The following is a 19,158-nucleotide window of genomic DNA, read 5'->3' as shown; positions in this document are numbered from 1 at the left end:
GGAACGAGGTAAACTCGTTCCCCTTTTGTTTTTTCCTATTGGGTGCTGCTGCTTGGTTAAGCAGACAGACCCGCTTTACTAATAGTTGACCAGCGGCTAGATTGCTTCAGGTTTATGAATCTAAAGGAAGAGTAATGAGCAGCCAGCTAAAAAACCTATGTGACGTCATCATTCCGGGCAACAAAGAGGACTCGCCGGCAGAACACTTTGCCAAGATGGCAAATTGGTGTGAACAGCACCAGGTTCAACATGATGTTTATGGGGAAGGCGACACCATTCAACATTTCGAACAGAAAGTGGCGGATCTGCTCGGCTATGAAGCTGGCTTGTTTGTGATTACCGGCACTCTGACGCAACCTACAGTGTTGGAGCTGGTGGCGAAGCAAAAAGCCAATCCCGTGGTGGCAATGCATCCGTCTTGCCATGTTTATTTGCATGAAGGGCAGGGCTACCAACTGCAGCAACGTTTTCAGGTGCTGCCGCTTGGCAACCAGTATCAGTGCTGGACAGTCGAAGATCTGCAGGCCTGGCCGGACAAAATAGCCGCTGCCCTGTATGAACTGCCGATGCGTGAAATAGGCGGTCAATTACCTGCCTGGCAACAGCTAGAACAGATCAAATCCTACTGCAAAGCGCAAGACATCCACCTGCATATGGATGGCGCCCGTCTTTGGGAAGCTGGCGCCTACTATCAGAAGCCTTACGCTGAAATAGCATCCGGCTTCGATACGGCTTATGTCTCTTTATACAAAGGCATTAACGGCTTAGGTGGTGCGATGCTGCTCGGTTCTAGAGAGTTTATTGAATTGGCGTCACTGTGGATGAGGAGGCAGGGTGGCAATGTGTACCACCGTACGCCTTATGTCGTCTCTGCTGCGATGCAGTTTGACGAGCGCCTCGCTAAACTGCCACAGCTGTTTGAACGGACCAAGCAGGTCTGCGCCATTATTAACGAATTTCCCGCTTTGGCGGTGAATCCGGCCGCGCCGCAGGCCAATATGCTGCATTTAATTTTACCTGTGAGTCATGACAAAGCACTGCAGATCCAGCGAAAGTTTGCCACCGAAAAAGGCATCTGGCTGGGTAATCCCCAGGTCACCGGCCATCCAAATCAGTCACTGATTGAATGGTATATTGGTGACAATCTGCTGGCGATAGATGATCAGCAGTTGCGTGAAATCTTCGCCAAGCTGGTTCAGGAGTGCGAAGCTAGCTAACCGTTACGTACGCGGCTATACAGACAAAAAATCCCATGAAAGATGGCCGCTTATTTAGCACTCGCAATTTAACGAATGCCGTCCTGATTACAGGGATAGACTTTATGCTGGTTATGCGTTAAATATCGGTTATTCATATGGTCAATTTGTTGCGAGAAAGAACATGCTAGAAGCGTTTGGCGTGATTAATATTTGGACGTATTTGGTGGGATTAGTCATGATTATCCTCACGCCCGGTCCTAACTCTATGTATGTATTAAAAACAGCTTCATCCTATGGGATCAAAAACGGCTATAAAGCGGCGTCTGGCGTGCTGGTCGGTGATGCTGTGTTAATTCTCCTCGCCTATCTGGGTGTGGCATCTGTTATTCAGGCTTCCCCGCTACTGTTTACCGTCATCCGTTATCTCGGTGCGACTTATTTGTTGTATTTGGGCAGCAAGTTGATTTATCACTACTGGATCAAGCGTGACCAAGCACAAGAGGCCAGCGTCGTGCTGAAGCGGGAGAAAGTGTTCCGTAAATCACTGACTCTGAGCCTGACAAACCCAAAAGCGATCCTGTTTTATGTGTCGTTCTTTATTCAGTTTATCGATTACAGCTTTGAGCACACCTGGCTTTCATACCTGGTGCTGGCGACCATCCTGCAGGTGGTGAGTATTCTCTACTTAAGTCTGCTGATATTTGTCGGTACATCACTGACGCAAATGTTTAAAAACAACCAATCACTGTCGAAAATTGGCAACGGATTACTCGGCATGTTGTTTATGGGATTTGCCGCACGTTTAGCCAGTTTGAGCTGAGGGGTTCAGAGCAAAGCAGTAGATCCAGTTCATAACTTCACCAGTTGGTTTTGGGTTTCACTTTATGAAGGCCAACTGTCTGATGTATTATAGGGTATGTTGTATCGGTAACCATATAATCTTCTGTTACCGGATGACAGTTCCTAGCATTGAACAGGAGAATTCGATGACAGCGTACTCTACAACTGAAGCGATTGGACGATTGGTTTTGCTCATTTTCAAAGAAAAAGGAAAGTATGCCGGGGATCTACTTCAATACGGTTTACTACAAGCAAAAATCGAATCAGAAAACTTTGCCATCAGTGAGTTAAATCAAGGACTTGAATGGTTAAAGGCGCAGGGATTTGTCGAGCAAAAAAGTGACGACAAGCAAGCGCTGCTTTTAACCGATAAAGGTTTCGATAAACTGCAATTTATTCGCTAATCAGACAGATCTTACCGTAAGTCCCAATGTGTACTCGCAATATAAAAAGGCCAACTTCTTTGACGTTGGCCTTTTGCTTGGTTGATAGTTGAGTGTGTATGCGAATCTAATAAGGACCTTAAAACTGGTATATCAGACCTGTATTTTCTAAAGATTTATAGATGGCTCTCTGTTCATTGGTTGTGAATCCTTTCATCCCGCCGACTTCACGAACCTTATGCCTCATTTCCAACCAGTCCTTACTACCCCAACGGTTGGACTGGGTCTGGAGTAAATCAAATTCAGCATTCAAACGGTCGATCACTTCGCCACCTAATAAGAAGAATCCCATCTCGTTATTGTAAAGCAATGAACGAAAATCTAAGTTGGTAGTACCGACGAAAGCCCGGTCGTCAGCGATGACAAATTTCGCATGCAGTTTTCCGTAATATTCACTCCCGCCTAGATTGACTGCATCTGATTTACCTAATTGATAAAATATAATTCGAGGATGGTTGATTAATTTTTGCCAAGATTCGGAGTTTATAAACTGTTGGTTTTCTTCATTCTGGCTAAGATCGCTGTCGAGCCACTGTTGCCTTTCTTGTTCAGTCATTAATAACTGTGGCGCAGTGTGCATATCGATCACCGCTTGGGTGAAAAAGTTATCACTGGTGAGCACTGAGTTGGTGATTATTTCGATACTTCGGTCTGGGTCTTTGTCTAACCATTCGAGCGTAACATTAATATTCTTACTAATTACTTCTTGGTCTTTTAAAAGGTCGGATTGCAAAAACAGATAGGGAGACACGATTCTAACTTTTTTGATATCAAAATTCTCATATCCTACACGGCCTAGTATTCCACTAATTGAGTTGGCATTTTTTAATTTATTGTGACTATAGCTGGACACTAGATTTTCATTAATGAGGTTATCTAACTCGTGAGCAAAACGTGTTTGTGTCAATGAAAATCCATGGTTCAAATGGTTTGCTGATTTTTGGTAAGCATTTTTGAATGCTGGACTGTTCTTGAGGTATTCGAGCTGACTCTTCTCGTGCTCCATGGCTCTTTTGTAAGTGACAAAGGTAGTGAGGTTTTTATTCCCTGGTTTAGAAAAGAGAATTGAGTAATAGTATTCTGCAAGTTGAGTCGGCGAAGTCTCAGCAGTTGCGCTATCACTAGGTTTTAATATGATTTCAATGTCTTTGAACGCGCCTGGATCAGGTAAAGCCTTTTCGTCAATTGCATAATAGTGAACGGATATGTTACGGCCACCCGTGATTAACACGGCATCTTTTGGATAGGCCCCGTCCACAATCAGTAACTTGTCGTGAGATCGACGATTGAAGTCTGAATCCCATTTTGTCATAGCATTAAATACAACGACTTGGACACGTGCTTTTTGTGTGGTTACGTTACCGCTTTCGTTTTTAACATACCCGGCTTTATTCTCGCATTGTTTCAAACCTTTTAAGTCTTCATGGATTAAGCTGAATGATCCCAAGCTATCAACCATGATCCGGATATCTACGCCTCTTTGTACGGCTTCACATAACGCCCCTAACATTGCGCTGCCGGCAATATCGGTAGAAAAGATATAATAGGTGAGGTCTATTGAATATTTGGCATGTTCGATAAGATATATTTTATCGGCGAGACTTTGGATCGAACTATTGGTATCTGTACCGATGACTTTAACCCAAGAATCCTGGATAGGCAGAGAAGATTCTGATGCTAGTTTTATATAGTCTCTTTGTTGTTCTTCAGGGGAGCGCCATCTACGATTTTCCATGTGTTGTTCAGTCCAGGTATCACGGATGGCGTTATCGGGAGGGGTGGAAATTGTGCTACAAGCTGCTAATAAATTACCAACTAAAAGTACCAATATAAGATAGATTCCATTCATCGGAGCTCTCCTTTTGCACCAAACTGTCAGAGCGTAAAGATACTTCTATGAATTGTAGTTTAAACAGTTTAATAAAAGTGTTCGCCTCGATTGATTAGGCGAACCTTATTGAATCTTACTACTTAATCGCAGCTTGCATCTCTTGTAAACCACCGCCGTTGTGTACGTTGGTAAAACCTTGCGATACCAGGTAATCGTAGGCTTTGCCAGAGCGGTTGCCGCTACGGCAGTAAACCACTATCGACTGTGTTTTATCGATATCGGCAAAGTGCTGCTCAATTTCAGACAGTGGAAAATTAATCGCGTTATCCAGGTGACCGGAGGCAAACTCCCCTGGGGTACGAACATCGACAATCATTGCGCCCTGTTCAATTAACTGCCAGCCTTTGTCTGCTCGATCAGAGGCAAACACGGATCCACTGGCCAGCGTCAAAGCCATAGTCGCGATCAGAATCGTAAGCAATTTTTTCATTTTGAATTCCTCCATGACGAATAAAAAGTAATTAACATTCAGCTATATATTGTTTAGACACGTTACTCCTTTTTGTTCTCCTAGCCAATCGAGATATTTTCATTCTGCCGAGCTGTGGCTTCATGCTAGAATTGCTCGCCCTGGCAGAGAGTGCTCTGCGGTATCAATTAATTATTCAGGTTCTTTCCATGTCATTTTCCAAACTTGGCTTGAGTGATGCACTGACTAAAGCAGTCGCGGAACTCGGTTATCAAAATAGCACCAACATTCAAAACCAAGCAATTCCCGTGATTTTGCGCGGCCAGGACCTGATTGCTGCGTCGCAAACCGGTACCGGTAAAACGGCCAGCTTTGTATTACCAATACTGGAAAAACTGCTGGCGGGTCAAACGCAGCGTAAGAAGCGCATCCGCGCACTGATCCTGGTTCCGACCCGTGAACTGGCCATTCAGGTAGCGGAAAAAATAGACCTCTACGGCAAGTACACCGGTTTGAAAAGCCTGGCTATGTATGGCGGGGTCGATGAAAAGCTACAGAAGCAGCGCTTGATAGAAGGCGTGGATGTGCTGGTGGCGACGCCTGGCCGCTTAATTGATATGTATGGCCAGCGCGCAGTCTACTTCGAGGAAGTGGAAATGGTGGTGCTGGACGAAGCCGATCGCATGCTGGATATGGGCTTTATCGACGACATCAACAAGATCATCGACCGCTTACCGAGCGAAATCCAGTGCCTGCTGTTCTCGGCCACGCTGTCGCGTAAAGTACGTGACCTGGCGAAAAGCGCCGTACATGACCCATATGAGATCACCATTGCGGCTAACCAGGCATCTAAAGCTAATATTGAGCAGTGGTTGATCACAGTCGATAAAGACAAAAAATCAGCATTGTTGAGTCATTTGATTACCGAAAATGACTGGGACCAGGCGCTGATTTTTATCGAAACCAAGCATGGCGCCGCCAAGTTGGTGTCTCAGCTAGAAAAGCGAGGCATCAGTGCGGAGGCCTTTCATAGCGGTCGTAGCCAGGATGCCCGGGCTAAGTTGTTGCGGGCGTTTAAAGCCGGTGAGATCAAGTATCTGGTTGCCACCGGCGTGGCCGCCCGTGGTATTGATATCGAGGAATTGTCCCGAGTGGTGAATTACGACCTGCCTTTCCCGGCAGATGAATATGTCCATCGTATTGGTCGTACCGGCCGGGCCAGCGCCAGCGGTGAAGCAATTTCCTTTGTATCGAAAGACAATTTCAAAAACCTGTGCATGATCGAAAGCCGTTTAGGTCATCTGATTGATCGCAGGGTAATAGAAGGGTTCGAACCGAAAAAGCCGGTGCCGATCTCGATTCTCAACTACGTACCTAAACATAAACGCACGCAGCAGTAAAACCACATACATTTGACTGGTTTTGACTTGAAAAAGTAAACACCTGAGGCCGGCTGAATTCAGTCGGCCTTTTTGTTGCTATGGCGTAGTAAAATGGCGGTTTAAACGCGGTTTCGAAAACGAACACGTTCGCTGAGCTTGTACCGCCTAATAAGGATAAGTATTATTTTCCAGTCAGTTATCGTAACCAAAATGGATTTTTCGGAGTTTCAGTATGTCCAAACGTATGCAAAAAGATGAGAGAAGGGAGCAACTCTTGTCGGTTGCAATCACTATTTTGCGCGAAGCTGGCGCTGAAGGACTGACACTCGCAACAGTCGCTGAAAAAGCCGGGGTCACAAAGCCCATTGCCTACAATCACTTCGTGAGTAAAGAAAACTTACTGAAACAGATTTATCAGGGTATCGATCAGCGCCTGATCGAGTCTATTCAAGTTGCGAAAGACAGTAACAATCTATCACTAGCGGAAACGGTTTCTATTCTCTGTGACTCTTATATTAACTGTATGAGACAGAACGGCGAAATCTACGATATTACTTTGGCTGCACTAAAGTGTTTTCCTGCAAATACCGGGCTTCAGGAAGAAGTGCTGGACTTTTTTGTTAACGCCTATTCGGAAATATTTCAGCTTCCTCTTGATGAGGACGCACACACAAACAGAATGAAGCTACTCGCGGTTTACGGCATCATTGATTCTGTTGGTTCGATTATTGTTTCAGAAAAAGTGCCCGCTGAGTTAGGGCTTTCATATCTGAAAGAGCAGGTATATAAGATCATTACCAGCTAAATACCACAGCCGTTACCTTTCTTCCTATTGACGACCCGGATGCAGTTTACACTCTCCGGGTCGTTTGTTTTTCTTGATTAAAATCAATCATGTGTGAATTAACCTTTCGATATTAAACCATATTGATATCGGGGATATTAAAACACCACAAGACTCACAATTCACTCAAGTTACCAATGGTAACATTCGGGAAAATATTAGTTACCATTGGTAACTTATCAAAAGCTTATTGATTTAATTTCTCGAAGGAGTCTGTATGCAACAGTCAACAATATGGCTCGATATGCTGTCCAGTCAGTCCGCCTTACCGTGGTTATTGGTTTCCAGCGTCGCAGGTGTAGTCATCATCATGGGGCTATTTGTCATTTTTAATGGCACGTCAAAACTCGATAACGGATTCAGCCGTCAACTCATTCGCCGCTGGTCTGTGCGCAGCGTTATGGTGCATTGGCTTGGCGCGATTCCTTGCCTGGTACTTATCCTTAGCGGCATTGTTATCGGAGCGGGCAAAGTCATATTTACGCCAGGCAGCGCAGAGTGGGCTGGAGCAGTCCAACTTGCATCGTCGCTGCATGAAATCGCCGTCTATCCGTTTATGTTTGGCGGTTTACTCATGGTCGCTATGTGGTGGAAGCAGCAGTTGTTCAAAGCCTACGATATTGACTGGTTCCTAAAAGCCGGTGGTTATATCAATTTTGGCAGCAAACAACATCCGGAAGCTGGCTTCGCTAACGGCGGAGAAAAGCTCTGGTTCTGGGTATTTTCGGCGACGTTTGTTTCACTTTCGGTTACCGGCCTGATGCTGCTCTTTCCACCACTCGCTCCTTCACACCAGTATGCGCCTCTGGTTATCGCGCTTCACGCCTTGTCCGCAATGATTATCGGTGCATTCGCTGTGGTACACATTTTTATGGCGACGGTCATTTCCGAAGGTGGCCTCAGCAACATGATTACGGGCAAGTGTGATGAAAACTGGGCCAAGCAGCACCACAACCGCTGGTATGCATCACTTAACGAAGATCAGCAATAAGGCGAACCGTACAATGGATAGACGTAAAGCGATAAAACTGATAGCCGGCGGTGGCTCATTGACACTGGTTTCAGCCTCACCTGTCATCGGTTCTGTGATAGCCACAGATTCAAGACCAGGCAGTAAGAAGTTAGCAATGGTGATTGATCTTCGCCGATGTAACGGCTGTAAAGCCTGTGTCACTGCATGCGGCAAAGAGAACGGCAATGCTCCGGACGAACACCGAACTCAGGTTTTGCAAAGCTCGACAAAGATCAATGGTAAGGACTATGTCGTGAACCTGCCTCTGCTTTGCAATCAGTGCGACAACCCGGTTTGCACTAAGGTGTGTCCTACCGGCGCAACGTTCAAACGGGAAGAAGATGGTATCGTTGTGGTCGATAGCAGTGGTTGTGTCGGCTGTAACTTCTGCAGTTATACCTGCCCTTATGACGGCGTAAGGTTTACCAACAGCAAAACCGGCACGATGGACAAATGCAATTTCTGTATTCAGCGAACAACGCAAGGTCTGTTGCCGGCATGCGTCGAGACCTGTACCGGTGGGGCACGAGTGTTTGGTGACTTAAATGATCCCCAAAGTCAGGTTTCTAAGCTCATCCAAGAGCATCAGGCTCTGGTACTTCAGTCAGACAAGAACACTAAACCGAATGTGTTTTATATCGGTCTGACCGAACAAGAAAGTAACCAGCCTTATGACCTTAACTCAGAACTAACATGGCAGCGTTAATTATGGATCGTAGACAATTCTTAAAATCAGGTGCCGCACTCGCCGCGACGGGTGGCTTGGCAGGAACAGCGACTGCTGGCAATGATAAAAAAACTCAGGATATCAAGCGCTTTGCACCATTGAGCGCGGAACCCGAGTTCACCATTGCTCCTGACGGCAAACTGGTCAGCAACCCGAATCAGCGCTTTGCCTTTACCAAGTGCTTTGGGTGTTACAACGTATGCGGTGCACGAATCAGGATCGATAACAACACAGGTAAAATTATCCGGGTAAGTGGTAACCCGTATGCATTATCTACGCAATCAGGCAATCCGGTTGCCATGGAGGTTACCCCAGAAGACGCCATGCGGCAGCTGGTCGGCGAACAAGGCAATACCAATCGCTCAACACTGTGTGGCCGGGGCAATGCAGTACCGGATGCCGTCACCGATCCCCGCCGGGTGACGCAGTGCCTCAAACGGGTGGGTAAACGTGGCGAAAACCGCTGGGAATCGATCAGTTATGAACAGCTACTGAAAGAAGTGGTCGATGGTGGCGACTTGTTCGGTGAGGGGCCGGTAGAAGGGCTCGCGGCTATCTATGACGACACCACAGTTGCGAACCCGGCGTATCCGGATTTTGGACCCAAGAAAAACCAGTTGCTGATGACAGGTTGCTCTGAAGATCCTGCGCGGTGGGATTTCTATAAACGATTCTCTGAAGCCGCCTGGGGAACACCCAACATTGGCAATAAGGATTCCTACTGTGGACATCAGCAAGTTGCCGGCTGTGCTCTCGGTGTGGAAGATGGCGCCAATAGTGGCGCGTTGCCGACCACAGATTTCGAACACTGCGAGTTTGCGATTTTTATCGGCACCAACCCGGGCCTGAGTGGGAACAGTCTTAATTCCTGTTCGAAGCGCCTGGCTGATGCTCGTGTTCAGAATCCTAATTTCAAATATGTTGTGATAGATCCGATTCTTCGTTCTCTGACCGGTTCGTCCAGCAGTGACAAGTGTGAATGGGTGCCGATTCGATCCGGCGGCGACACGGCGCTGATGCACGCGATGATGCAGTACATCATTAACAATGAGAGATATAACAAAACCTACCTGTCTGCTTCAAGCCAGCAAGGAGCCTACAAAAATGGTGAGGTCAACTATACCAACGCCCCTTATCTGGTTGTGACGGATGAATCACATCCACTTTATCGTCGCTTCCTTACTGCAGAAGCGTGTGGGCGAGGTGATGCAGCTACCAAGATGGTGATGGATCAGGCTACTCATGCACTGGTAACGTCTGATAGCTCCGAACCATGCGATATTCGCTTTATCGGTGAAGTAGAAACACAAGGCGGCCAGAAGGTTAAAGTGGCTACGGCGTTCTCCCTGCTGATGGAACGAGTCAATAAGTTTACCCTCGCAGAGTACTCGCAGGTGTGTCAGATCCCAGAGAGCAAAATCATTGAGCTTGCCAAGGAGTTCAGCTCTCATGGCCGCAGGGTAGCTATCGAAACCAATACGGGTTGTAACGCGACAGATGGTGGTCAGTTCGGCTTTGCCATGATCATGCTGGCAACGCTTGTTGGGGCTCACAATGCCAAGGGGGGAATGCTTCATACCGGCGGAGTCGGATATGAAAATACTTCACCACTGTATGATCTGATGGCGTTTGAGCACGCCAGTCTGAGTGGTTTTAATGCGGAGCGTTCAGGTGATTACCGTCAGAGCCATGAATATCAGGAAAAGGTCCGCACAGGAGTCAATCCTTTCCCGTCCGAACAACCTTGGAATGAAACCTTTGTCCAGGACAATGCGGGTGAACTGCTGGTAGCACATGCCAATGCAAACCCGTTCCAGTTTAAAGCCTGGATAGCATGGGCGAACAATCCACTCTATGCGTGTTCAGGTTTAAAAGATCAGGTTGAAGATTCGATTCGTGATCCTAAACAGTTGGGGCTAATCATCGCCACCGACCCCTACTTTAATGAAACAAACGTCTATGCCGACTACTTTGTGCCCGATCTGGCGCAATACGAACAGTGGGGTGCCTCGCGTCAGTGGGGCAGTGAGCTAATGGGTGACGTAGTGTCATTCCCTATCATTGAGCCAAGAACACCACTTAACGCTGAAGGTAACCGAGTATGCATGGAGCAGTTTCTGATTGATGTCGCCAAGACGGTTGGGCTGAAAGGCTACGGTGACACGGCATTCAAAGATGTTGCGGGTAAAGCTCAGGCACTGCATACCCCGGAGGACTACTATATTCCACTGCTGGCCAATCTGGCGCACAGCGATACTGTATTGCCGGTGCCAACAGACGCTGATGTCAGATTTACCAGCGTAGATCGTATCTATCCAGATTTAAAAGCCCGCCTGAAGCCTGGCGAAATTGGTCCGACTATGTTCCTGTTTACCCGGGGCGGCCGCTACTATCCGGTAGCAAGCCGCTATGAAGGCGAGTTCTTTAGTGAAATGATGCGTTGGGACGCGCAGTTCCAGGTGTACAACGAAGGGTTGGCACAGATAACCAATTTCCATTCCGGACAATATCTGGAAGGTGTACCGGTCTTTGACCAACAGAGATTCTGGGATGGAACCGCGATACGCGATGTCTGGAAAGAGGAGGAGTATCCGTTCCACTTCTCTACCTTTAAGCATCAGCTGCGCAGCCCATATTCTGTCAACCTGGACAGCATTACTGCACTGGGGGATCACAACTTCATCCAGATCCATAAGGATGATGCAACGACATACGGGTTAAAAAGCGGTGACTTTGCCAAGGTGATTTCGCCGAAAGGGGTCAGTATCGAGGGGATTGTTCAGGCCGACGAAACCGTAGCCAGAGGCTGCATCGTAGTGCCTTTGGGATTTGGCCACACGGCGTTCGGTGCCAGCGACATAACCATCGATGGTGAAGTACTGGCGGCCATTCCACAACGACGAGGTGGCATGGCGGTTAATGCCTTTAATGTCGTCGATCCGACCCGAAAAGGTGCCAGTCTGTACCGGGATGTGACATTTGGTTCCACTGCCCGTCACGGTGTTCCGGTTAAAATCGAAAAAGCGTAAAAATGCCACTGGCAGACAGACGTTACTCTGCCTGCCAGTCATTTCCCGAAATAATCGAAGCGGAAGATTGTTTGTACTCAAATTAACCTAATCCTCTTGGCTGCTAGACTTAGGGTAACTAAATAGCAATAACCAGGGAGAACGTAATGAGCTACAAACAAATTCTAGTTGCGGTCGATTTAACGCCTTCCAGTCAGATAGTGATTGAGAAAGCGATTGTGTTAGCCCAAAGTGCCAAGAGTAAACTTACTTTTGTTTTCGTCGATGTTGATGATGTGGTGATAACTCCCAAAGAAGAGCAGGAGTTAGAGACCCAATTGCAGGCCCTGGCTGATAACTGTGGTTACCCGGTTGAAGAAGCTTTAGTGGTCATTGGCGACTTGCATATCAAACTGGCGGGTATAGCCAAAGAAAGAGGCACCGATCTTGTCGTCTGTGGTCATCATCATAAAGTGTTGAGTAAGCTGTTTTCGTCAATTCCGAAGTTAGCCAATGCGGTTGAGGCGGATTTGCTGGTGGTTTATCTGGAATAGTGATGACCCTTATCGTCACCTGTATCCGACACAGCTACAACGAAGATGTTATCAGAATGCGTTAGCGGAGAGAGTAAATGGCATCGTTAAGCAAGATTTCTTGCTGACTCGTTGTAATGATATCAATGAGATTGAAAAGATCGTAGATGAATCCTTAGTGATTTATAACAATATCAGTCTGCACCTCAGCCTTAGTATGAAAACACCAAGCGTAGTGCATGAAAAAAGCCAGCGGTTTGAGCTACTGGCTTCGTAAATCGTCAACGTATTTTAGGACGAGACACGGAGAGTGTGTCTCTAAATCCTTATAGCTTAAGCGCCAGGGACTCGTAGGGCTGTAGCTCGATAGAACTGCTTAGTTGATCGACTGGGTTAAGATTGCAGATCAGTGTCGATACGTGCCGGTTGGCCAGGTGGCCGGGCAGTTCGACGGTTAAGGCGCCGGCACTGAAGTTATTCAGCACCACAATATGTTCATCGTCATTTTTGCGCTCATAGGCAAACAACTTTGGATGGGTTTTCAGCAGCGGAATAAAGTCACCGTAGACGATGACAGGATGCGTTTTACGCAGCGCCACCAACTTTTTATAGTGATAGAAAATCGAGTCTTGCTCCTCCAGCGCCGCCGCCACGTTGACCTGCGGGTAGTTGGGGTTCACCTCCAGCCATGGTGTGCCGCCGGTAAAGCCGCCATGCGGCTGACGGTTCCACTGCATTGGTGTTCGGGCATTGTCTCGGCCGTTTTCGTGAATCGCGGTCATCATCTGTTCATGGCTGAAGCCTGATTCGGTTTTCACCTTGTAGAAGTTGAGCGTTTCGATGTCCTGATACTGCTCGAGGCGCTCAAAAGCGACATTGGTCATGCCGATCTCTTCACCCTGATAGATATACGGGGTGCCTTTCATAAAGTGCAGGGTAGTGGCCAGCATTTTGGCGGATTCGACCCGGTACTGTTTGTCGCAGCCGTATTTGGATACCACCCGCGGCAAGTCGTGGTTGTTCCAGAACAGCGAGTTCCAGCCCTGGTTTTTAAGCTCCAGCTGCCACTTGGTTAGCACCTGCTTGAGTTCATTCAGGTTAAGTGGTTTCGGTTGCCATTTATCGCCGTTTTGCCAGGTCAGGGTGATATGTTCAAACTGAAACACCATAGACAGTTCATGACGGGCCGGATCGCTGTAAAGCTTGGCAATTTCCGGCGTCGCGCCCCAGGTTTCACCCACAGTTAACAGATCTTTGTCGCCAAAGGTGGCTCTGTTCATTTTTTGCAGTAGCGGGTGCAGCCTGTCACCGTTGCCGGTGATGCTTTTGTCGATCTCTTTGCCGATCAGGTCGATGACGTCGAGTCGGAAACCGCCAATCCCCTGGTCAATCCACCAGTTCATCATCTCAAACACTTTGTCGTGAACCTGTGGATTCTGCCAGTTCAGATCCGGCTGGCGTTTAGAAAACAGGTGGAAGTAGTACATCTGATTCTGTTCATCCCACTGCCAGGCACTGCCGCCAAAAATTGAGCCGAGGTCACTGGGTGGAGCGCCATTTTCACCAGCTTCACGCCAAATATAGAAATCTCGGTACTCGCTGTCTGGATTGTGTTTGGATTCAATAAACCAGGGATGTTCGTCGGAGGTATGGTTGACCACCAAATCCATCACGATACGGATGCCACGCTGTTTGGCTAAGGCAATCAGCTCGCGCATGTCTTCCATGGTGCCAAACTCTGGCGCAATGGCCTGGTAGTCTGAGATGTCATAGCCGTTGTCATCCATCGGCGACTGATACACAGGCGACAGCCAGATAACGTCAATACCCAAGTTATTAAGGTAATCGAGTTTACTGATGATGCCCTGGATATCTCCGATACCATCGTTGTTCGAATCACAAAAGCTGCGTGGGTAAATTTGATATACCACACTGTCATGCCACCAACGTTTTTCCATGCTTTGGCCCTACAATATTTCAATATATCCCTGACTATAGCGGACCGATGGCGAGAAAAATAATTGATTGTTTTAAATGTCATATAGAAAAAATCAATATCAGGCGCTACTCTGTTGATTCCTTTACGGCGAAGTTACAGCAGATGGACAAACAGTATCGTTATTTTTATGAGGTTGCCCGCCAGGGCAGCATCAAGGCGGCGTCAGATAAGCTTTTTATCAGCCAGCCTTCACTCACCACGGCAATCAAAAAACTGGAAGAGCAGTTGGGCACGGAACTGTTCGTGCGCAAATCAAAAGGGGTGGAGCTGACCGCTTATGGCTGGGTTTACTTCCGATATGTCCAGGATGTGCAGGAGAAGCATACCCAGATGATGCATCAGCTCTCCGACATGAAGCTGAGAAGTGGCGGTAAGGTCAAACTCGGTATCGGCGAAGCGTGGTGGGAATGCTTTGGCGCGGAGGCGGTTCGGCAGTTCAGCCAGCAGTTTCCCAACAGTTCTATGCACATTGAGTTTGGCAATGGGCTGTCGATGTTGCACCACCTGATCAATGACGATATCGACCTGTTTGTCGGCCATGAAATCTCCGGGATCAAATCTCGCCACCGGGTGCGGTTTACGCCGTTATTTCAGGAGCAGGAAGCCTGGTATGTGCGGCCACAGCATCCGTTACTCGGCCAGTCTGACATCAATGAAAAAGCGCGCGACTATCCGCTGGTTAAAGTCACACCAGACCACGCCCGCCACGGTGATGTACTGACTGAAGAGGGGGCAGAGCTGTTCACCGTCTCGGCACAAAACAACCGGGTGACGTACGAACTCGATTCTTTGTCGGCCAGCGTTGATATGGTCAAGATGAGCAATGCTATCATGCCGTATACCGCCCAAATGCGCGGCCATTTTGAGCGACGCGGGCTTACCATGTTGTGGCTGAATCAGCAGCAAGTTGGTCAGGTAGGAATTTATACTAAGGCGGGGGATTTTACCGAACCCACCCAGGCGCTGATTAATCTGATCCATAAAAAAGCCGAGAGCTAAGCTCTCGGCATACCAAACGGGTAAACTTGCCCTAAGTAAAAAACACAACAGTTAAATGGAGTCGATGAATCATCGTGCGATCTGTTTCGCCGCGGTATCGAGCGCTTCTTTGACGGTCTGCTTGCCGAGCATGGCGTTTTCAATCGCCGCGCCTTCGGCAAACCAATAAGCGGTCATCGCCGGGATGTTTGGCATGATTTCGCCATTTTCCGCATTGAGCATGGTTGCTTTAATGCGCTCATCGCTTTCTAAGATCTGCTGGAAGCTCTTTAACGTGACGGCACCGAGTGGTTTGTCATCGTTCATCACTTTTAGTGCATCGTCGACAAACAGGTAGTTTTCTAAAAACTCTATCGCCAGGTCATCGTTCGGACTGGCAGCGTTAATCCCGGCGCTCAGTACGCCGACGAACGGGTTACCCTTACCGCCGTTCAGGCTTGGCAGCTCAGCGACACCGTAATTGACGCCCATTTTATCCAGGTTACCCCAGGACCAGGGGCCGTTGATGGTCATCGCCACTTCGCCTTTGCTAAATTCCGCTTCAGATACTGAGTAGTCCATGTCAGGATTGATCACACCCTGATTGACCATATCGACCAGGAATTGCAGGCCTTTAATCCCGGCTGGGTTGTTTACCCCGGTGTTAGCACCGTTATAACCACCTGCGACTTTCTCAAATGCGTAAGCTCCGCCACTGGAGATCATCGGCCAGGTAAAGTACGCGTTTTTCACGTCCCACATAATGGCGGTTTTGCCCTGTGCGGCCATTTGTTTGTGAATGGCGCTGAGTTCTTCCCAGGTTTTGGGTGGCTCGGGCAGCAGATCTTTGTTGTAGATAAGCGAAGGCGTTTCAACTGCCATTGGGTAACCGACAATTTTTCCGTTAACCGTTACTGCGTCCCAACTGAAGTCGACCAGCTTTTGTTTAAATTCTTCACTTGGATTGAGTTCTTTCAGCAGCCCCGCTTCAGCATAACCACCAAACCGGTCATGCGCCCAGAAAATGATATCAGGCCCTAAACCTTTGGCGGCCACTTTGACAAAACGTTCTTCCAGGGACTCAGGGTGTTGCACGTTTACTTTCACGCCGGTGTCTTGCTCAAATTGTTTACCAATTTTCGCCAGCCCTTCGTAGCTTTTATCGCCATTGATCCAGATGGTGATTTCACCTTCAGTCATGGCCGCCACCGGGCTTGCCGCCAATACCGCCAGAGTACAGATTGATACAGGTTTTAGGAGCTTCTTCATTAGAATTCATCCATGTGGTTTCGATAACCGATAACTTAACGATCAACTGAACGATTAAAAAATAGAAATTTCGTTCCTTTCTATAGAAAAAAGCTATATCACCGAATTTGGATGTGCTGGGTGTCAAAGAAAACGACTTAAATGAAACTCTGTGCTACTGAATCAAGAACCGATTAGTGTGAGCAAATCGATATCTGTCATTTGTAGCGGAAACGGCACGGTAGGATATCAACACGGCACTCAATAACAGAGCGCCGTGTTGGAGGGGATGATCAGTAAGGTTTAATGTTCTGATTCACTCTGAACAAGTTGGCGGGGTCGTATTTCTCTTTTAGCTCCTGCAAACGTTCGTAGGTAGGGCCGTAGGCCGATTCAATGCGTTCCGCTTCATCCTGAGTCAGGAAATTAATGTAGGCGCCTTCGCTGGCAAAGGGTTGGGTTTTGGCAAAGAACTCACGCGCCCACCCAATGCAGCGCTCGTCTTCTGCTGGGCTATCCCACCGTCCATGAACGTTAAGCACATATTGAGCATCCCGACTTGAGTAAGCCATGGATTCGGCCGCCGGCCGGCTAGTGGCGCAGCCCAGTGAGGCAATAAAGATTTCACACTGGGGTGACGGCAGGTTTCCCGCGTATTCAATCACAGCATCAATCGCTCCCTCACTCAACTCGGTGAAATTGTGCGATTTCCAGTAGTTGCGCGCGCCAGGGGTGAGCATAGGGTCAAAGGCCTGCTGCCATGCACTGAATGGCTGTACACCAATATGCTCGCCATGAGGCGTGCCGAAGTCACGCAGCGGTGCAATGAGCTTTTCACCTTCGGCAGGGTCGCCTACATAACAGATAGCCAGTACCACAATTTCTTTGCCGTGCACTTCTTCAGCCAGGAAGGGTAGTGGTGGTGCTTGACGGGTCACCATCCAGACGCTGAGTTCTTCCGGCGCGGATTCGGTGAAACGGGCAAATTGGCTGATAATCGATTTTGCCTGGTCAAATGGAAATACGATCAGGCCACTCAGTACATCGGGGCCAACGGGGTGCAGTTGGAATTCGAACTGGGTGACGATGCCAAAGTTACCGCCACCGCCACGCAGGCCCCAGAACAGATCCGGGTTTTCCGATGCACTGGCCCGCAATTGACGACCATCGGCGGTAACCACGTTGGCAGACATCAGGTTGTCGATGGTCATGCCATACTTGCGGCTTAACCAGCCGAAGCCACCGCCCAGGGTCAGGCCCGCGATGCCTGTGGTTGAGTTAATCCCTACCGGGGTGGCCAGGCCATGTTTCAGGGTGGCTTCATCAAGGTCACCCAGGGTGCAGCCGGGGCCGACGGTTGCCCGCTTGGTAACCGGGTCCACATGGATTTGCTTCATCAGTGACAGGTCGATGGTCAAACCATTATCGCAGAGTGCGTTACCGGCAATGTTATGGCCACCACCACGAACCGATACCAGCAGTTGATTTTCGCGGGCCAGGTTAACGGCCATGACGACATCTTCCGCCGACTTACAACGGGCGATCAAACCGGGTTTGCGGTCAATCATGGCATTCCAAATCTGGCGTATTTCTTCATAGGATGGGTCGGTGGGGAAAACCAGTTCGCCGCCGAAGTGGTCTTTGAAATCTTCGAGCTTTGCTTTGTCTATGCTATTCATACGAGTTGCCTCTCATGTTTTACATGATCGCTCGCGAACATTGTCTATGTGCAAATTCGAACAATGTTCAGAATCCTCACATGTAAATCGATACTTTCATTTTATTTGGTCTTTTCGGGTAATCCGTTCCTGATGTGTACCAGGTGCGGCGTTAGTTATTATCCTAGTTGATGCACTGCATATACGCTTGGCTTGAACTGTGCAAAAGCCGATGAATAGCGTGTTATTAATGATACTTTGGTTAATTTACCTCCAAGGGGAAACAGAGCATGGCCAGATGACCGAACGAAAAATTTTACCTCATGGGCGATAAAAAGATTTCACCCAGGTGGTTATTGTAATAGTCTGGTTGCGCCTGCTGATTGCAGGCAACATCTTAAATAGTTAATTCTCAGGGCGGGGCGAAATTCCCCACCGGCGGTATACCCAGCAATGGGTGAGCCCGCGAGCGCTCGATTCGTCGAGGTCAGCAGATCTGGTGAGACGCCAGAGCCGACGGTTATAGTCCGGATGAGAGAGAATTGAAACACACCAGATAACGCGTTTTTTGACACGCTCTTCTGGTGCATTTTGCATTGTGTTTTAACCCTCCAATTTAGCCCTGATTCTGGTATCAACAATGGAGTAAACCATGAATCAGACATCACTACTTGCCGAATTCGGCGATCCTATCACCCGTGTCGACAACGCGCTTATTGCGCTACAAAATGGCCAGGGCGTCATGTTGCTCGATGACGAAGACAGGGAAAACGAAGGCGATCTTATCTACTCAGCGCAGCATCTTACCGCGGCACAAATGGCACTGATGATCCGCGAATGCAGCGGCATCGTCTGCCTTTGTCTGACCGATGAGCAGGCCAACCGTCTGGAACTGGCCCCTATGGTTGAAAACAACAACAGCGCCAATCAAACCGCCTTTACGGTATCGATTGAGGCGAAAGTGGGCGTAACAACCGGAGTCTCTGC

General features: G+C 48.2%; 16 protein-coding genes, 1 pseudogene and 1 riboswitch. Of the genes and pseudogenes, 12 read left to right on the top strand and 5 right to left on the bottom strand.

Annotated features, from left to right (window positions below):
• Positions 1 to 134 precede the first annotated feature (134 nt).
• From ACQY6F_RS14855 to ACQY6F_RS14845, 3 genes are all read left to right on the top strand, one after another.
• On the top strand, positions 135 to 1,217 hold the full coding sequence (locus ACQY6F_RS14855) for a threonine aldolase family protein (RefSeq protein ID WP_428775468.1): 1,083 nt from the start codon (positions 135 to 137) through the stop codon (positions 1,215 to 1,217).
• 163 nt (positions 1,218 to 1,380) lie between these two features.
• Positions 1,381 to 2,019, top strand: coding sequence for a leucine efflux protein LeuE (gene leuE / locus ACQY6F_RS14850; RefSeq protein WP_428775467.1), 639 nt, complete (start codon positions 1,381 to 1,383; stop codon positions 2,017 to 2,019).
• Positions 2,020 to 2,185: 166 nt separating this feature from the next.
• On the top strand, positions 2,186 to 2,443 hold the full coding sequence (locus tag ACQY6F_RS14845; protein ID WP_428775465.1) for a hypothetical protein: 258 nt from the start codon (positions 2,186 to 2,188) through the stop codon (positions 2,441 to 2,443).
• A gap of 118 nt (positions 2,444 to 2,561) precedes the next feature.
• Here ACQY6F_RS14845 and ACQY6F_RS14840 read toward each other — a convergent pair whose 3' ends face one another.
• Together ACQY6F_RS14840 and ACQY6F_RS14835 are read right to left on the bottom strand one after the other, a co-directional pair.
• Complete coding sequence (locus tag ACQY6F_RS14840) at positions 2,562 to 4,331, bottom strand: phospholipase D-like domain-containing protein (RefSeq protein WP_428775463.1); 1,770 nt, start codon at positions 4,329 to 4,331, stop codon at positions 2,562 to 2,564.
• 118 nt (positions 4,332 to 4,449) lie between these two features.
• Positions 4,450 to 4,803: a rhodanese-like domain-containing protein gene (locus ACQY6F_RS14835; RefSeq protein ID WP_428775462.1), complete on the bottom strand. Its 354-nt coding sequence runs from the start codon at positions 4,801 to 4,803 to the stop codon at positions 4,450 to 4,452.
• Between the two features lie 188 nt (positions 4,804 to 4,991).
• Between ACQY6F_RS14835 and ACQY6F_RS14830 the strand changes: the two genes are divergently transcribed.
• From ACQY6F_RS14830 to ACQY6F_RS14800, 7 genes and pseudogenes are all read left to right on the top strand, one after another.
• Positions 4,992 to 6,182 carry a DEAD/DEAH box helicase gene (locus tag ACQY6F_RS14830; protein ID WP_428775470.1) on the top strand — a complete coding sequence of 397 codons (1,191 nt, stop codon included), beginning with the start codon at positions 4,992 to 4,994 and terminating at the stop codon, positions 6,180 to 6,182.
• Between the two features lie 214 nt (positions 6,183 to 6,396).
• Entirely contained in the window at positions 6,397 to 6,969 is a 573-nt protein-coding gene (locus tag ACQY6F_RS14825) for a TetR/AcrR family transcriptional regulator (protein ID WP_428775461.1), read from the top strand.
• Positions 6,970 to 7,225: 256 nt separating this feature from the next.
• The gene (locus tag ACQY6F_RS14820; RefSeq protein WP_428775460.1) at positions 7,226 to 7,999 is read left to right on the top strand and encodes a formate dehydrogenase subunit gamma; all 774 of its coding nucleotides are present in this window, start codon (positions 7,226 to 7,228) and stop codon (positions 7,997 to 7,999) included.
• Between the two features lie 13 nt (positions 8,000 to 8,012).
• Complete coding sequence (locus ACQY6F_RS14815) at positions 8,013 to 8,726, top strand: 4Fe-4S dicluster domain-containing protein (protein WP_428775459.1); 714 nt, start codon at positions 8,013 to 8,015, stop codon at positions 8,724 to 8,726.
• 2 nt (positions 8,727 to 8,728) lie between these two features.
• The gene (locus tag ACQY6F_RS14810) at positions 8,729 to 11,776 is read left to right on the top strand and encodes a tetrathionate reductase subunit A (RefSeq protein ID WP_428775458.1); all 3,048 of its coding nucleotides are present in this window, start codon (positions 8,729 to 8,731) and stop codon (positions 11,774 to 11,776) included.
• Between the two features lie 146 nt (positions 11,777 to 11,922).
• Positions 11,923 to 12,309 (top strand): universal stress protein, encoded by a 387-nt coding sequence (locus ACQY6F_RS14805; RefSeq protein WP_428775456.1) that lies wholly within the window; start codon positions 11,923 to 11,925, stop codon positions 12,307 to 12,309.
• Positions 12,310 to 12,355: 46 nt separating this feature from the next.
• Positions 12,356 to 12,565, top strand: a pseudogene (locus ACQY6F_RS14800) (integrase core domain-containing protein); the annotation flags it as partial.
• A 49-nt stretch (positions 12,566 to 12,614) separates the two neighbouring features.
• Here the strand turns inward: ACQY6F_RS14800 and ACQY6F_RS14795 are convergent.
• Positions 12,615 to 14,246 carry a glycoside hydrolase family 13 protein gene (locus tag ACQY6F_RS14795; RefSeq protein WP_428775454.1) on the bottom strand — a complete coding sequence of 544 codons (1,632 nt, stop codon included), beginning with the start codon at positions 14,244 to 14,246 and terminating at the stop codon, positions 12,615 to 12,617.
• Positions 14,247 to 14,389: 143 nt separating this feature from the next.
• On the opposite strand from ACQY6F_RS14795, the gene ACQY6F_RS14790 reads away from it, so the two are divergent.
• A complete protein-coding gene (locus ACQY6F_RS14790) occupies positions 14,390 to 15,286 on the top strand; it encodes a LysR family transcriptional regulator (RefSeq protein WP_428775453.1) in 897 nt (298 codons plus the stop codon).
• Between the two features lie 69 nt (positions 15,287 to 15,355).
• Here ACQY6F_RS14790 and malE read toward each other — a convergent pair whose 3' ends face one another.
• Positions 15,356 to 16,534 carry a maltose/maltodextrin ABC transporter substrate-binding protein MalE gene (gene malE / locus ACQY6F_RS14785; RefSeq protein ID WP_428775451.1) on the bottom strand — a complete coding sequence of 393 codons (1,179 nt, stop codon included), beginning with the start codon at positions 16,532 to 16,534 and terminating at the stop codon, positions 15,356 to 15,358.
• A gap of 272 nt (positions 16,535 to 16,806) precedes the next feature.
• Positions 16,807 to 18,192, bottom strand: a complete 1,386-nt coding sequence (locus ACQY6F_RS14780; RefSeq protein WP_428775450.1) for an FAD-binding oxidoreductase — start codon at positions 18,190 to 18,192, stop codon at positions 16,807 to 16,809.
• Between the two features lie 383 nt (positions 18,193 to 18,575).
• Positions 18,576 to 18,718, top strand: a riboswitch (FMN riboswitch).
• A gap of 105 nt (positions 18,719 to 18,823) precedes the next feature.
• Here ACQY6F_RS14780 and ACQY6F_RS14775 point away from each other — a divergent pair.
• Positions 18,824 to 19,158, top strand: a 335-nt coding sequence (locus tag ACQY6F_RS14775) for a 3,4-dihydroxy-2-butanone-4-phosphate synthase (RefSeq protein WP_428775448.1), incomplete at its 3' end; no start/stop codon positions are given.

Origin of the sequence: Vibrio sp., from assembly GCF_050299255.1 — a bacterium.
In the GTDB taxonomy this organism is placed as follows: Bacteria; Pseudomonadota; Gammaproteobacteria; order Enterobacterales; family Vibrionaceae; genus Vibrio.
The sequence above is the reverse complement of the archived record's forward strand: the minus strand, read 5'-3'. Positions and strand labels throughout refer to the sequence as shown.

Bases quoted from the DNA above. Each gene is read 5' to 3' on its own strand.
- ACQY6F_RS14835 (WP_428775462.1), bottom strand. From the start codon at position 4,803: ATGAAAAAATTGCTTACGATTCTGATCGCGACTATGGCTTTGACGCTG.
- ACQY6F_RS14790 (WP_428775453.1), top strand. From the start codon at position 14,390: ATGGACAAACAGTATCGTTATTTTTATGAGGTTGCCCGCCAGGGCAGC.
- ACQY6F_RS14820 (WP_428775460.1), top strand. From the start codon at position 7,226: ATGCAACAGTCAACAATATGGCTCGATATGCTGTCCAGTCAGTCCGCC.
- ACQY6F_RS14840 (WP_428775463.1), bottom strand. From the start codon at position 4,331: ATGAATGGAATCTATCTTATATTGGTACTTTTAGTTGGTAATTTATTA.
- ACQY6F_RS14805 (WP_428775456.1), top strand. From the start codon at position 11,923: ATGAGCTACAAACAAATTCTAGTTGCGGTCGATTTAACGCCTTCCAGT.
- leuE (WP_428775467.1), top strand. From the start codon at position 1,381: ATGCTAGAAGCGTTTGGCGTGATTAATATTTGGACGTATTTGGTGGGA.
- malE (WP_428775451.1), bottom strand. From the start codon at position 16,534: ATGAAGAAGCTCCTAAAACCTGTATCAATCTGTACTCTGGCGGTATTG.
- ACQY6F_RS14780 (WP_428775450.1), bottom strand. From the start codon at position 18,192: ATGAATAGCATAGACAAAGCAAAGCTCGAAGATTTCAAAGACCACTTC.
- ACQY6F_RS14825 (WP_428775461.1), top strand. From the start codon at position 6,397: ATGTCCAAACGTATGCAAAAAGATGAGAGAAGGGAGCAACTCTTGTCG.
- ACQY6F_RS14810 (WP_428775458.1), top strand. From the start codon at position 8,729: ATGGATCGTAGACAATTCTTAAAATCAGGTGCCGCACTCGCCGCGACG.
- ACQY6F_RS14830 (WP_428775470.1), top strand. From the start codon at position 4,992: ATGTCATTTTCCAAACTTGGCTTGAGTGATGCACTGACTAAAGCAGTC.
- ACQY6F_RS14815 (WP_428775459.1), top strand. From the start codon at position 8,013: ATGGATAGACGTAAAGCGATAAAACTGATAGCCGGCGGTGGCTCATTG.
- ACQY6F_RS14855 (WP_428775468.1), top strand. From the start codon at position 135: ATGAGCAGCCAGCTAAAAAACCTATGTGACGTCATCATTCCGGGCAAC.
- ACQY6F_RS14795 (WP_428775454.1), bottom strand. From the start codon at position 14,246: ATGGAAAAACGTTGGTGGCATGACAGTGTGGTATATCAAATTTACCCA.
- ACQY6F_RS14845 (WP_428775465.1), top strand. From the start codon at position 2,186: ATGACAGCGTACTCTACAACTGAAGCGATTGGACGATTGGTTTTGCTC.